The sequence below is a fragment of the Streptomyces sp. NPDC051738 genome (assembly GCF_044453205.1).
GTDB lineage: Bacteria > Actinomycetota > Actinomycetes > Streptomycetales > Streptomycetaceae > Streptomyces.
This window is the reverse complement of sequence record NZ_JBITCM010000005.1, coordinates 362,481-376,335: the sequence shown is the minus strand read 5'-3', so window position 1 is coordinate 376,335 and position 13,855 is coordinate 362,481. Positions and strand designations below refer to the sequence as shown.

The following is a 13,855-nucleotide window of genomic DNA, read 5'->3' as shown; positions in this document are numbered from 1 at the left end:
TGAGCAGTGTTCTGGGTACCGCGGTCGCTCACGCGGCGATCCGCTCGGCGCTGTCCGCCGTGATGCCCTTGGTGGAGGCGATCACGTTCTTGAGCTTCTTGGACAGGGCCTCATAGAACATGCTCAGCGGAAACTCGTCCGGAAGCACGTCATCGACGAGTTTGCGCGGCGGCTGGGTCAGGTCCAGGGCGTCCGGGCCCTTGGCCCAGCGGGAGCCCGGGTGCGGGGAGAGGTAGGTGGAGACGAGCTCGTAGGCGGCGAACCAGTGGACGAGCTTCGGGCGGTCGATGCCGTCGCGGTACAGCTTCTCGATCTCGGCGCACAGCTGGTTGGTGACCTGCGGGGCGCGGTCCCAGTCGATGTGCAGCTTGTTGTCGGTCCAGCGGATCACGTCGTGCTTGTGCAGGTAGGCGAAGAGGAGCTGGCCGCCGAGACCGTCGTAGTTGCGCACCCGCTCGCCGGTGACCGGGAAGCGGAACATCCGGTCGAACAGCACCGCGTACTGCACGTCACGGGCCTGCGGGACGCCGTCCGCCTGGAGCTTCACGGCCTCCTTGAAGGCGGTGAGGTCGCAGCGCAGCTCTTCGAGGCCGTACATCCAGAACGGCTGGCGCTGCTTGATCATGAACGGGTCGAACGGCAGGTCGCCGTGGCTGTGGGTGCGGTCATGGACCATGTCCCACAGCACGAAGGCCTCCTCGCAGCGCTTCTGGTCGTGGACCATCGCGGCGATGTCCTCGGGCAGGTCGAGGCCGAGGATGTCGACCGCGGCGTCGCTCACCCGGCGGAAGCGGGCGGCCTCGCGGTCACAGAAGATGCCACCCCAGGTGAAGCGCTCCGGGGCCTCGCGCACGGCGATGGTCTCCGGGAAGAGCACGGCGGAGTTGGTGTCGTAGCCGGCCGTGAAGTCCTCGAACGTGATGCCGCAGAACAGCGGGTTGTCGTAGCGGGTGCGCTCCAGCTCGGCCAGCCACTGCGGCCAGACCATGCGCAGGACGACCGCTTCGAGGTTGCGGTCTGGGTTGCCGTTCTGCGTGTACATCGCGAAGACGACCAGGTGCTGAAGGCCGTCCGCGCGGCCCGCGGCCGGCTGGAAGGCCAGCAGCGAGTCGAGGAAGTCGGGCACCTGGAAGCCGCCCCCCGCCCAGCGGGTCAGGTCCTTGACCAGGGCCTCGTGGTACGCGGCGTCATGCGGCAGCAGCGGGGAGAGCTCCTCGACAGCGCCCACGACACGCCGTACGGCGGCCTCGGCGTCCGCGCGGGCGGGGGCGCCCTCGGCCTCGAAGTCGATCGATCCGTCCTTGGACTGCCAGGGCCGGATCCGTTCCACGGCGTCCTTGAGCACCGGCCACGCCGGGTGCTCGACCACCCTGATCGCGGGAGGAATCCGCTCCTCCGTAGCCGCCTGCACAAGAATTTCCGTCATGTCCCATCCTCCACGGGAGAACCTCGCGTATGGACACCGTATGCGTACGACGTTTCTCCCAGCAAGAGGATACTCGGGAAATTATCCTGCCGACCTTCAAGGTCACAGAACTTTTTCCTGTCGGACATCGCGGCGGCGAATACTTCGGCACCTCATGGGCATACGCGGGGCCGACCCGCGCCGGCGGGTCAATCGCCGCGGGACTCGCCCACGCCAGGGTGACCATCCGGAGGCACGTGATCCAGGTGCGACATGTCCACTGCCGCAAACCCCGTGTACACGTGGGGTTCATCACGCGCCCGGGCCACTAGGCTGCGGCACTGCCGCGCGAACAGTCCGCTCCGGTTCGTGCGCTGCCGAGCCGCCGTCGACGGAAGCGAGTTGAATCTTGAACTTCCTTACCATCGGTCACCGCGGAGTCATGGGTGTCGAACCCGAGAACACCCTCCGTTCCTTCGTCGCCGCCCAGCAGGCCGGCCTCGACGTCATCGAACTCGATCTCCACCTGAGCAAGGACGGCGCCCTCGTCGTCATGCACGACACCGACGTGGACCGCACGACCGACGGCACCGGCCCGATCGCCGACAAGACCCTCGCCGAGCTGCGCGCCCTGGACGCGGGCCGCGGCGAGCGCGTGCCGGTCTTCGAAGAGGTCCTGGACGCCGTGAGGTCACCGCTCCAGGCCGAGATCAAGGACGTCGCGGCGGCCCGGGCGCTCGCCGAGATCATGACCAGCCGGGACCTGGTCTCGCGGGTCGAGGTGTCCTCGTTCCACGACGACGCGGTCGCCGAGATCGCCCGCCTGGTGCCCGGGGTCCGGACCGCGCTGATCGCCAGCCGCTACGGCACCGACATCGTCGACCGCGCCGTCGAGGCCGGTGCGGCGACCGTCTGCCTGAACATCCGCCGGCTCAGCCTGGAAGTCGTGGAGCGGGCCCGCAAGGCGGACCTCAGGATCATCGGCTGGGTGGTCAACACCCAGGACCACCTGCGTCTCGTACGGGCCCTGGAACTGGACGGCGCGACCACCGACTACCCGGAGATCAAGCGCACCGGCCGCTTCACGGCGTGACCGCCGACGGCATGAACGTCACGCCAGTTCCTTGACCAGCAGCTCGAACTGCAGGTCGTCGCGCTGCGGGATGCCGAAGCGCTCGTCGCCGTACGGGAACGGGGTCATCCGGCCCGTACGGCGGTAGCCGCGCCGCTCGTACCAGGCGATGAGGTCGTTCCGTACGGAGATCACGGTCATGTGCATCTCGCGCACGCCCCAGGTCTCGCGGGCCAGCCGCTCCGCCTCCGCGATGATCACCTTGCCGTGGCCGGCGCCCTGGAGTGCGGGGCTGACGGCGAACATCCCGAAGTAGGCGTGCTCGCCGCGGTGTTCGACCTGGCAGCAGGCGACGACCTGCCCGTCCAGCTCGACCGTCAGGAGCCGGCTGTCGGGCGACTTGATGACCTCCAGCACGCCCTCCGGGTCCGTCCGCTGCCCTTCGAGGATGTCCGCCTCGGTCGTCCACCCGGTCCGGCTGGAGTCCCCGCGGTAGGCGGACTCGATCAGCGCGACCAGGGTGTCGACGTCGGCGTCGACGGCGTCGCGGAAGACGAGTCCGGAGGCGGCGGGGGTCGCGGCGGTTTCCATGGGGCGCTTCTCCACTTCTCGGGCGGGGCTCGGGCGCGGCTCGGGCACCGCTGAGCGTAACGCGCGATTAGGCTCCGGCTGCATGGTGCATGTACTGAGCGGACGGACCCTCCTCCACCCCACCGACCCCGAGCGCTCCCGGCTCTTCTACGGCGAGCAACTGGGCCTGGCCGTCTACCGTGAGTTCGGCACGGGGCCGGAGCGCGGGACCGTCTACTTCCTCGGCGGGGGCTTCCTGGAGGTCTCGGGGCGATCGGAGACGCCGCCGTCCCCGGCCGTGCAGTTGTGGATGCAGGTCGAGGACGTGACGGCGGCACACGACGAGCTGCGCGCCAAGGCCGTCGAGATCGCGCGGCCGCCCGTGAAGGAGCCCTGGGGCCTGGTCGAGATGTGGATCGCCGACCCGGACGGGACGCGGATCGTGCTGGTGGAGGTGCCCGCGGACCACCCGCTGCGCTATCGGCCCGGAATCTAGGGCCTGTCCGGCGGATCAGGCCGGCCCCGAGAGACAGTTCCTGGCGGCGGACCCGAGCGGGGCCATGGAGGTGCCCCCGCGCGAGGTTGTTCGAGCGTGGGGAGCGTGCAGCTGCAAGGCGGAGGAGGGCGCCGACGCGGAGCGTCGGCAACCGACGACAACGCGGCTGGGGGTCCCCCCTCTGGGGGAGCGCGTGCCAGGCCCCGCGACGCCGGCATGATCCGCCGGACCGGCCCTAGGGCCGGTGCTCCCAGCCCCGGTCGGTGCGGGTCAGCTCGCGGAAGCCGGTCGAGGTCAGGCGGTCGGTCATCGTGCCGTCGGCGGCCGTCTCGTAGGCGAGGAGGCGGTCCACGCCGCACAGGCGCAGCCAGTCCGCGGCCTGCCCCAGCAGCCGGTGCTCCAGGTCCTGGCCGTGCGCCGACGGGTCGATGTGCAGGTTGCCGATGTCGGCGAGGCCGGTGCCACGGGTGTGGCGTTCGGGGCGGGACAGGGCCGTGTCGACCTCGATGAAGCCGAGGGCGCGGCCGTCGGCGTCGTATGCCGTGAAACGGGTGCCGCACTCCCCCAGCGTGCGGTCGACGGTGACGCCGGGCCACGGCTTGGCGGGCGGCAGGTCGGTCACCCGCGCGATCAGGATCACCTCGGTGTCGCCGACGTGCCGGAAGCCCGAGCGTTCGTAGAGGGCGCGGATGTGCGGCCAGTTGGGGGGCAGGCCGTAGACGGCCGGGGCGGGGATGTCGCCGCTCGCCCATCGGGCGCGTACGTTCCAACGGGCCAGCTGGGCCAGGCAGGCGCTCATCAGCAGGTCCGCGGCCTCGCCGGAGTCCGGCCAGAAGGAGGCCGGCGGACGGTGGACGAGCCAGCCGATCTCGCCGATGTCGCGGTAGGCCGGGCCGACCTCGTCGTCCGCCCGGTAGCGCAGCAGATGGGCGGCGGCCACGACGTGGTCGCGCTGCTCGGCGACGAGGGTCACGCGCTCGCTCACCCAGGGGTCGGTGATGAACTCGTCCGGCTGCCGTTCCAGAGCGCTGAGCACCGTGTTCACGGAGACGGTGACGCCGGGGACGACGGCGGCGACGTGCAGATTGATCAGTTCGGTGAGCTGGTCGCGGTCGGCGCGGCGGAAGGGGCGCACTTCGAGCGCGGGCATGCGGGACCTCCGGTCGGAGAACGGTGTCGGGAGGCCGCCATGCGGTGCGGTACGCGGTCGAGGGTACGGCGTCGGCGGCGCCGGGCTCCAGTGGGTTTCGCTGGATGGCCGGGGCCGGGGAGCCGGGCTTAGCGTGCTGGGAGGAGGTCTCCCAGCGATCCGCGCGACCGCGATGATCCAGCGATCCCGGCGAAAGGAACGCCATGAAGCTCGACAAGCCGGTGCCCGGCGGGCCCTGCTGGGCCGAGGTGGGATGTCCCGATCTGGAGGCCGGCCGGCGGTTCTACTCCGCTGTGTTCGGCTGGCGCACCGAGTCGGACACCCGCGAGGAGATGGGCGGCTACACGATCGCGTATCTGGCGGACGCCCCGGTCGCCGCGCTCGTCCCGCTGGGCGAGGAGTCGCCGTCGCAGCCCGTGGTCTGGTACGTGACGTTCGCCGTGGCGGACCTCGACGCCACGGTGGCGAAGGTGCGCTCGGCGGGCGGCTCCGTGGTGTACGAAGCCGGGGACGTCCCCGGCATGGGCCGCTTCGCCTCCGTCACCGACCCGCAGGGCGCCGCCTTCCAGCTGTGGCAGGAGCGCGGCTTCGCGGGCGCCGGTGTGTTCAACGCACCTGGTTCGCTGGGCTGGGTGGAGCTGCTGACCCGTGCGCCCGAGGAGGCGAAGGCCTTCTACACGACGGTGTTCGGCTGGAGCGTCAACGCCTCGGAGCGCTACACCCAGTGGGGCCTGGACGGCGCCGACTTCGGTGGCATGGTGACGATGGACGACAAGTTCCCGCACGAGGTCCCGGCGCACTGGCTGCCGTACTTCGCCGCGGCCGACGTGGACACCACGGCGGCGGAGGCGACGCAGGCCGGCGGCACGGTCCTCATGGAGCCCACCTCCGTCCCCGACGGACCGCGCATCGCCGTGCTGAGGGACCAGCAGGGGGCGATGTTCGGCGTGTACGACGCGGCCTACGAGCGCTGAGACCGGCCTACCGTCGTGCGGTCAGCGGCGTCACCGTCACGCGGTCGATCACCGGCGCGTACGCGGAGCGTTGACCGTGCGCGTTCCTGGACTCCCCGTCGAAGTTGGGGAGTTCGTCGGCGGTGAAGGTGAGGGTGTTTTCGCCCCGGTCGAGGGTGACGGGGACGGTGAGGGTCCGGAAGGCGTTGAAGTGGAAGGTGGTGGGGAACAGGACCCGGTGCGACTCGCCCCCGTTGACCGTGATGTCGGCGTGGCGGCAGATCGGGTCCGGGTTGTAGTGGGTGGCCGGGGCCTGCTCGCCGTTGGAGTAGCGGATCGTCAGGGCGTGGCGTCCGGCGTGCTCGGCCGTGACCGTCAGGGTGAGGGCGTTCCCGGGGCCTGCGCCTATGCCGTCGACGGCCTTGCCGCCCGTGGCGTACGCGAACCCGGTCACCTTCGCGGTGCCGGTGAGGGTGCCGTCCTCGGCGGCGTACGCCGTGCCGGGCAGCAGCCCACGGGACGGGCCGACCCGCAGCCGGTCCACGATCAGCAGGTCCGAGACGCCGGTGACCGTGATCTTGTTGATGCCGCCGGCCAGGAAGAGCGGCAGTGGGCCGTCCTCGACGCGTCCGGCCGCCTCGCCGTTGACCGTCACCACGCCCTCGCCGGGCCCGAGCCGGTCCACGGTGACCGTAGCCTCGCCGTCGTCGGCCGCGTGCACCCAGAAGGTCGCGGTGCCGCCCCGGGGCAGTACGGCGACGCCGGGGCCCGAAGCGCCGCGGTGGGCGTGGCTGACGCGGGCGCCGTCGCGCAGGTCCGCGTACTCGGCGTCGTAGAGCGTGGGGCCCTCGGTGTCGCGCAGGGTGAGGTCCAGCTTGTCGACGACCGCGTCGCCCTTGGTGGCGCCGAGGTCCGGGTCCTGCGCGGCCAGGGTGATCCGGTGCGTGCCCGCGGTGAGTTCGGCCTCGGTGTCGGTGTGGCCCCACACCGCCCACTTGTAGCCGAGCGGCAGCAGCAGTTCGCGCGGTCGCTCGCCGTCGATGCGCAGGAAGACGTTGGTGGGACCCTGGTCGCGCACCAGGTCGGCCTCGTTGTGGGAGTTGGCGTACACGCTGATCTCGTACGTCCCGTCCTGCGGGACCTCCACGTCGAAGGCGAGCACGCCGTCGGAGCCGGTGCGCAGGCCGCCCACGTGGTGGCCGCCGGAGGTGGCGAACCTGTCGACGGCGGACGGGGAGCCTTCGGGACCGTTCCTGGAGTAGCCGGTGCCGGTGTACGTCGCGTCCTCGGCCTCGTACGTCCGCCGCCAACGCACCGCGGGCGGCAGGCAGTCGGCGCCGTGGCCGCCGGGCGACAGGATCACCTGGTACGCGGACATCTCGTCCAGGCCGGTGACGGGCAGGGTCACCGTGCCGTCCACGACGGGCAGTTCGTCGTCGCGCAGCCGCAACGGCGGTTCACTGGCGCCGACTTGCCCCGTCCAGCGGATCTCGTCGAGCCGCACATGCACCGTCGCGCCGAAGACCTCCGGGTCGACGTTCGCGAAGACGATGTCCGCGACACCACCCGATCCGCCGAACAGCAGCCGGGACTGCCGTTTCGCGGCATCCAGGGTGGCGACGCCTTGCAGGGTGTACTGCGCGTTCGGCTGCGGAGCGGTGACCTCCACCGTGTTGCCCGTCATCCGGCCGTAGGCGTTGAACAGCCACCACTGACCGTTGCCCTTGTTGGCCTCGACCACCGAGTCGTTGAGATTGCCGGCGATGTTCCAGTACGCCATGTCGGCGTCGACCTTGGACTCCTCGATGGCGGAGATCCACTGCACCATCTGGCCCGGCACGGACAGGTGATAGTTGTGGGCGTACTCATTGAGGTTCACGGGCAGCGGGCCGATGCCCAACTCCCGTTCCCACGCACGGTACTTGGCGACGTTCGTGCGCACCTCGGCGGGCGAGGACAGCTCGTGCCAGGTGATCACGTCGGGGAGGACGCCGTGCTCCTTGGCGAACTCCAAGAAGCCGCGGACCTCGGGATAGAGAATGCAGGTGTTGGGTCCGGCGATGCGCGCCTCGGGGTGGAGGCCCTTGATGAGGTGGTAGGTCTCCTGCCAGGCCGCGAAGTAGGGGCCCGGGTCGGTGTGCCAGGAGACGCGGTCGTGGCTCCACTCCCCCTCGCCGAACATGTTGCCCTCGGGTTCGTTGAACGGGACGTACACGATGTGCTGGGCCAACTCGCCCAGCGTGAGGGCGTGTTCGACCTGGCGGCGGACGACCTCCTTGAATCCGGCGAACCGCTCCTCGCCCGTGGCGCCGGGCCACTCGTAGGGGAAGCCGCGGTAGAAGTCGGGCAGGTAGACGTAGACGTCCTTGCCGCCCGCCGCGACGAAGGACGGCAGGATCTCCAGGGCGTCGGCGCCGGGGTGCTGGATGCCGTCCTGGGCCTTGGTCGCGACCGTGCGGACGTACATGCCCTCGACGACAGCACGGCTGGGTACGCCGTCACCGTACAGGCCGTAGAGCGTGCCGCTCGCGCCACCGTGGAAGGGGCCCGTCTCGGTGCCCAGGTCGACGGTGAGCGTCTGCGGGCCAGGGGCTTCGGCTGCCACGGCGTCCCTCCCATGGTTCGACATGCCGTACGTACGTCGGTGATCCGAACCGACCCGGTCGAACTTAGGAAGATCGCGTATGCCGCGTCAACAGGGATCCCGCTTCGAAACTTCCGAAAACCCGCAGCTCGGGGGCTCAGACGCGCAGCGCGCCCAGCCGTCCCTCCAGCTGGCTCAGCAGCTCGCCGAGCAGGGAGGCCAGTTCGTGCTGCCCCTGCGGGCCCATTCCGGACAGTACGGCCGTCTCGTACGCGAGCTGCTCGGGCAGGGTGCCGTCGACGAGTTCCCGGCCCGCGTCCGTGAGCCTGAGGTGGGCGACGCGGCGGTCCCGGCTGTCACCGCGGCGCTCCACCAGGCCTCGTTCGGCCAGCAGCTTGAGGCGCTTGGTGACGGCGGCGCCCGAGGAGAACGTCTCCCGGGCGAGCTCGCTGGGCGTCAGCTCGTGGCCGGTGCGGCGCAGCGCGCCGAGCAGGTCGAACTCGGGGCGGCTGAGACCCGCACGGCGCAGGGGGGCGTCCTCGGCCTGCTGGAGGAGGGCGGCGCAGCGGTTGATGCGGCCGATGATCTCCATGGGGGCGGTGTCGAGGTCGGGGTGGACGCTCTGCCACTGCCTGACCACGGCGGCCACCGTGTCCTGTCTCGTCCCGGTCGGCCCGCCGTTGGTCGCCGTCATGGCCGTACGCCCTCCGTCGATTCGCTGCCCGTGCGCTGATCCGGGTGCGGCCCTTGGCTCCGCCCCGTAGGCCCTGCCGTTTGGATCACCCCGGTGTCGGGCCTAGGCCCTGTCGTTTGGATCATCCCGGCGTCCAAGAGACGATCCTCACAGCCGAGCTGATCCAAACGACAGGGCCTAGCCGCGAGGGTACGGGGTGCGCTCCACTCGCCGCGCACGACCCGCTGCCGGCGCCGGTCAGGTACGGCCACGGCGGCGACGAGGCCGACCAGCGTGCCGACCAGGGTGTCCACGATCCGCTCGGTGATCAGCCGGCCGGGCTCCTGGAACCCGGCGAACTCCGTGACCAGCAGTGCCATCGGGGTCACGCAGACACTGCCGAGCCAGTAGTTGCGGCCGATCAGCGCCTCCGCACCGAAGTTGAGGGCGAGGCAGCACAGCACCAGGGCGACCTCGCCGGTGTGGGCCACCGGGACCACCGCGGCGAAGAGGAGGACGCCGAGCAGGTTGCCCACGACGCGCTGGACACCACGGCCCCAGGTGAGCGTGAGGTTGGCCTGGTACAGGGATGCCGCGGTGACCAGGGCCCAGTAGGGGCGGCCGACCCCCAGGGCGAGGGAGACATAGCCCGCGAGGGCACAGCCGAGAGCCACGCGTACGGCGAGCGGGGCCAGGGGGCGCAGGCGGCGCCAGAGCGGGCCGGGGGGGCGAGGCCGGTCCGGTTCGGAGGCCTGCCAGGTCCTCGGCCTCCGGCACCGGGCGGTTGCCGCGCACCTGCCGGGCCCAGGTGCGCAGCAGCCCGGGGTCGGCGTCGGCCGGCGCCGCGAGGGCGACCTCGGCACGGACGAGGAGGCGTTCGAGGGCGCGGCGGGTCTCGGCAGGGCGGCCTGCGGAGAGCAGGGCTTGCCGGGCGGCGTGGACGGCGGGGGTGGCGGCGTGGGGGCGGGCGGCACCGCCCGTCTCGACGTACCCGGCGACCGCGTTCAGGGCACCCGCCACGGCCCGGCGTTCCGGTCCGTGCGGACGCAACACTCCCGGCGCCATGCCGACGAGCCAGGCCCAGGCACCGGACGCGGCGGCCAGCGCGACATGGCCGGGGACCTGGGCGAGGGACTGCGGGGCGAACAGGGCGGCGGAGCTGACGAAGGTGAGGACCACATTGCCGGGCGGACCGATCCGGGTCGCGTCGCACAGCACTTTCTGCACGGCGGCCAGCAGCGCGCCCACCGTGACCAGCACGACAGCGCTGGTGGTGAGCGATGCCGCGAGCAGGGCGGCGGCCAGACCGCCGAGCATGCCGAGCACCACCCAGGCCAGGGCGCGGGCCCGGGCGGCGTAGGGCCGGTTGTGGGCGTAGAGCGCGCACAGGGACCCGCCCATCTCGTACATGGCCAGGTCGAGGCGGTCCAGCACCAGCAGGGCGAGATTGGGCGGGGCGACGGCGACGACCACACTCAGGGCGGGCTTGAACCAGATGTCGGAGGGCCGGCCGAGGCGCAGCACGCCGGCGAGCGGGATACGACTGCTCATACCCATCAGCTTAGCAAGTGTTTTACTCGTAAAACATACCGCTGGATGGCGGGGGCGGCGGCGCGATGGCCTGCCGCGCTCCGCCGAACGCTCCCCGTGTACACCCTTGCGCTCGCGTGCGCGCCGCACGGCCGGGGCATCGACGGACTGTCCGAGACCGTCGAGCGGGGAGGGTGCGCGTGCACGGACCGGCTTCGCACGGCTGGCTGCTGGTCGCACTGTGTGCGGCGACCGGGGCCTACTGTCTGCTGCGGATGCGCAGCCACGTCGAGGAGCAGCGCCGGGCCGCGGGCGGTGAGGCGCTGATGGGCTTCGGCATGGCGGCGATGGCGGTGCCCGGCGCGGTGTTCACGCCGCCGTCGTGGGCCTGGCCCGGCTACGCGGCCGTGTTCGGCGTGGCCGCCCTGCACGCGCTGTGGTCGGCGCGGGCGGGCGCCCACCATCTGCACCACCTGGTGGGAGCGTCGGCCATGGTCTACATGGCGGTCGCGATGGCCGCCTCGCCCGGGCGCGAGGGAGGGCACGGCGGTTCCGGGATCCCGCTCGTGACGGGCGTCCTGCTCCTGTACTTCACGGGGTACGTGCTGCTGTCCGGCGTCCGGCTGGTGCCCGTCGCCGCTGGAGGTGGAGGCGTCGGGGGTGTCGGGGCCGTCGGCTGGGGTGACCGGCCGGAGCTGGCGCGGGCCTGCCGGCTGTCGATGGGGATCGCGATGGTGACGATGCTGCTGACGCTGTGAAGCAATAGGGGTGCTGCCCATGATGGTCCCCGCGGCACTGTTGCTGCTCGGCGCCCTGACCGCCGTTGTCGCCCCTCGGCTGCTCGCGCGGGCCGACTGGCCGGACCGTGAACCCGTGGTCGCCCTGTGGGTGTGGCTGGGGGTACCCCCTCTGGGGGAACGTGGTGGCGGCCGTTCTCCTGTGCTGTGCGCTGTCGATGACGCTCAGCGCGGCGGCCGCGTGGCAGGCCGTGCGCGGCCATGTGTTCGCCCCGGCGCCGCGTGCCGCCGTGGAGGCGTACGCGCTCGGTGTGGGCGGTCCGTGGGCGGCGACGACCGCGGTGGCGCTCGCGTGCGGGGGCCTGTGGACCGTGGCGATGCTGGTGCGGGAGGTCGTACGCGCGCGTGCCCGGCGTCAGCGGCGACGGGCCGAACTGCTCGTGCGCGTCCCGGTGTTGCCCGGCGAGGAGCCCCGGAACGACCGGCTGGTGATCCTGGAGGGCGAGCGGCCGGACGCCTGGTGGCTGCCCGGCGCGGCGCCCCGGCTCGGCATCACGACCGCCGCGCTGCGCCGCCTGAAGGGGCGGCAGTTGAACTCCCTGCTCGCCCATGAGCAGGGCCACGCACAGGCCCCGCACGACTGGCTGCTGCACTGCTCGGCGGCGTTGGCGGGCGGGTTTCCGCAGGTGCCGGTGTTCGCGGCGTTCCGCGACGAGATGCACCGCCTGGTCGAACTCGCCGCCGACGACATGGCATCCCGCCGCTTCGGCCGGCTGACGACCGCCCTCGCCCTGGTCGAACTCAACGAGGACCGGGGCGTGTTCGGCCCCAGTCCGACCGCACAGGCGCAGGTGCCGCAGCGGGTGAACCGCCTGCTGACTCCCCCGGCCCGGCTCACGGCGGGCCGTCGACTCCGGCTGACGGCGGCGGCCGCGCTGGTGCCGGTGGTGCCGGTGCTGGTGGCGTTCGGACCGGGGGCTGCGGGCACTGGGGTAGACGGGACTGCTGCCGGGTACCCGGATCCCCGCCCCCGGTGGCCCTTCTCCGAGGTGTTTCTCCCCGGAACAGCCGGGTTCTCGTGTGGCGGGCGTCGCAAACCCGACCCCGGCATTGGCCTCTCGCCCCATCAGTCGGCGAGGATCTCTCTATGCACACCCAGTCCGTCGAATCCCCGCCCCGCCCACCGGCCGAGCGCGGCATCGCCCGCTGGGCCGGTGCCCTGGCCGTCTGCTCGGCGCTGCTGCTCGCCCTGGTCGCGGTGCGCTGGTACCCGCTGATGACCCTCGACGGGGACATCGCCGAGACCACACACCGCTGGGCGGTCGACGAGCAGGGCGTCACGCACGCGTTCCGCATCCTGACGGACTGGGTCTGGGATCCCTGGACGATGCGCATCCTGGCCGCTGCGGTGGCGATCTGGCTGGTGTGGCGCAGAGCGGCCCGCTGGACGGCCGTATGGCTGGTGGCCACGTGCGCGCTGACCACGGTGGTCCAGCAGTCCCTGAAGGCCCTGCTCGACCGCCCCCGCCCCGTCTGGCCCGACCCCGTCGACTCCGCGCACTACGCCGCGTACCCCTCCGGCCACGCCATGACGGCCACGGTGGTGTGCGGCCTCCTGCTGTGGCTCCTGCACCGCTACGGCCCCGAACGCGCCCTGTGGCGTACTGCCGTCGCCCTGGCCGCGTTCTCGGTGGCCGGCGTCGGTCTGACCCGGGTGTGGCTGGGTGTCCACTGGGCCACGGACGTGGTCGGCGGCTGGCTGCTGGGCGCGCTGGTGGTGGTGCTGGCGGTGCAGGTGCACACCCGGTGGCGGGGGTGAGCGGGCCTGAGCGCCGCTACCGCCAGGTCATCTGTGTGTCCCCGTAACGGCGATCTTCCCGCGCGAGGGAACGCGGCCCCGTAGGATCCGCCCCATGACCGCAGTCCTGTTCGATTTCTCCGGAACCCTCTTCCGTGTCGAGTCCACCGAGTCATGGCTGCGCGGAGCGCTCGCCGAGGTGCCGATGGAGCTCGACGAGGCGGAACTGGGCGAGGCCGCGCAGGCGCTGGAGGCGATGGGGGCGTTGCCGGGCGGGGTCGATCCCTCATGGCTGCCCGAGGACGTCGCGAGTGTGTGGGGAGTGCGGGACAAGAGCGCCGAGCTGCACCGGGCCGCCTACACCGGGCTCTCCCGGCACGTCCAGCTCCCCGACGACCGGCTGCACGACATCCTCTACGACCGCCACATGGCGCCGGCCGCGTGGATGCCGTACCCGGATGCGGCCGAGGTGCTGCGGATGCTGTGTGAGCGGGGCATCGCTGTCGGGGTCGTCAGCAACATCGGCTGGGACCTGCGGCCGGTGTTCCGGGAGCACGGTCTCGATCCGTACGTGGACGCCTACGTGCTGTCCTTCGAGCACGGCATCCAGAAGCCGGACCCCCGGCTGTTCACGGTCGCCTGCGCGGAACTCGACGCCGATCCCCGGGACGTCGTCATGGTCGGCGACAACCGGCGGGCGGACGGCGGCGCCGCGGCCCTGGGCTGCGCGGTGCACTTCGTGGACCATCTCCCGGCGGCACAGCGACCGGACGGCCTGCGGCCGGTGCTGGATCTCGTGGGCGCCACCGCCGACCACGCCGCCCCGCGGGCGAACGGTTCCGGCCCCGTGCCGGGCAAGTAGTCTCCGGCCCCGTCGTTCAGGGCGA

11 protein-coding genes and 2 pseudogenes are annotated in these 13,855 nt (G+C 71.8%); 7 read left to right on the top strand and 6 right to left on the bottom strand.

Annotated elements, in window-relative coordinates:
* Positions 1–28: 28 nt before the first annotated feature.
* The gene (locus tag ACIA8X_RS14870) at positions 29–1,426 is read right to left on the bottom strand and encodes a DUF6421 family protein (RefSeq protein WP_393445802.1); all 1,398 of its coding nucleotides are present in this window, start codon (positions 1,424–1,426) and stop codon (positions 29–31) included.
* A gap of 388 nt (positions 1,427–1,814) precedes the next feature.
* Between ACIA8X_RS14870 and ACIA8X_RS14865 the strand changes: the two genes are divergently transcribed.
* A complete protein-coding gene (locus ACIA8X_RS14865; RefSeq protein ID WP_393445804.1) occupies positions 1,815–2,498 on the top strand; it encodes a glycerophosphodiester phosphodiesterase in 684 nt (227 codons plus the stop codon).
* 18 nt (positions 2,499–2,516) lie between these two features.
* Here the strand turns inward: ACIA8X_RS14865 and ACIA8X_RS14860 are convergent, their stop codons facing one another.
* Positions 2,517–3,068: a GNAT family N-acetyltransferase gene (locus ACIA8X_RS14860; protein WP_393445806.1), complete on the bottom strand. Its 552-nt coding sequence runs from the start codon at positions 3,066–3,068 to the stop codon at positions 2,517–2,519.
* Between the two features lie 82 nt (positions 3,069–3,150).
* Here ACIA8X_RS14860 and ACIA8X_RS14855 point away from each other — a divergent pair, with 82 nt between their 5' ends.
* Complete coding sequence (locus ACIA8X_RS14855; RefSeq protein WP_393445808.1) at positions 3,151–3,543, top strand: VOC family protein; 393 nt, start codon at positions 3,151–3,153, stop codon at positions 3,541–3,543.
* Between the two features lie 235 nt (positions 3,544–3,778).
* Here the strand turns inward: ACIA8X_RS14855 and ACIA8X_RS14850 are convergent, their stop codons facing one another.
* Positions 3,779–4,693 (bottom strand): GNAT family N-acetyltransferase, encoded by a 915-nt coding sequence (locus tag ACIA8X_RS14850; protein ID WP_399458402.1) that lies wholly within the window; start codon positions 4,691–4,693, stop codon positions 3,779–3,781.
* 203 nt (positions 4,694–4,896) lie between these two features.
* Here ACIA8X_RS14850 and ACIA8X_RS14845 point away from each other — a divergent pair, with 203 nt between their 5' ends.
* Positions 4,897–5,667: a VOC family protein gene (locus ACIA8X_RS14845; RefSeq protein WP_399458401.1), complete on the top strand. Its 771-nt coding sequence runs from the start codon at positions 4,897–4,899 to the stop codon at positions 5,665–5,667.
* 7 nt (positions 5,668–5,674) lie between these two features.
* Here ACIA8X_RS14845 and ACIA8X_RS14840 read toward each other — a convergent pair whose 3' ends face one another.
* The 3 genes and pseudogenes from ACIA8X_RS14840 to ACIA8X_RS14830 form a co-directional block, all read right to left on the bottom strand.
* Positions 5,675–8,251, bottom strand: coding sequence for a cellulosome protein (locus ACIA8X_RS14840; RefSeq protein ID WP_399458400.1), 2,577 nt, complete (start codon positions 8,249–8,251; stop codon positions 5,675–5,677).
* A gap of 136 nt (positions 8,252–8,387) precedes the next feature.
* A complete protein-coding gene (locus tag ACIA8X_RS14835; RefSeq protein WP_393445816.1) occupies positions 8,388–8,924 on the bottom strand; it encodes a MarR family winged helix-turn-helix transcriptional regulator in 537 nt (178 codons plus the stop codon).
* A pseudogene (locus ACIA8X_RS14830) lies at positions 8,921–10,460 on the bottom strand (FUSC family protein). The gene ACIA8X_RS14835 and the pseudogene ACIA8X_RS14830 overlap by 4 nt, the downstream one beginning before the upstream one ends.
* Before the next feature lie 173 nt (positions 10,461–10,633).
* On the opposite strand from ACIA8X_RS14830, the gene ACIA8X_RS14825 reads away from it, so the two are divergent.
* The 4 genes and pseudogenes from ACIA8X_RS14825 (at position 10,634) to ACIA8X_RS14810 (ending at position 13,830) form a co-directional block, all read left to right on the top strand.
* On the top strand, positions 10,634–11,191 hold the full coding sequence (locus ACIA8X_RS14825; protein WP_393445818.1) for a DUF5134 domain-containing protein: 558 nt from the start codon (positions 10,634–10,636) through the stop codon (positions 11,189–11,191).
* Positions 11,192–11,210: 19 nt separating this feature from the next.
* Positions 11,211–12,162: pseudogene (locus ACIA8X_RS14820) on the top strand (M56 family metallopeptidase); the annotation flags it as partial.
* Between the two features lie 155 nt (positions 12,163–12,317).
* Entirely contained in the window at positions 12,318–12,989 is a 672-nt protein-coding gene (locus ACIA8X_RS14815; protein ID WP_393445820.1) for a phosphatase PAP2 family protein, read from the top strand.
* A 94-nt stretch (positions 12,990–13,083) separates the two neighbouring features.
* Positions 13,084–13,830, top strand: a complete 747-nt coding sequence (locus ACIA8X_RS14810; protein WP_393445822.1) for an HAD family hydrolase — start codon at positions 13,084–13,086, stop codon at positions 13,828–13,830.
* The last annotated feature ends 25 nt before the right edge of the window (positions 13,831–13,855 follow it).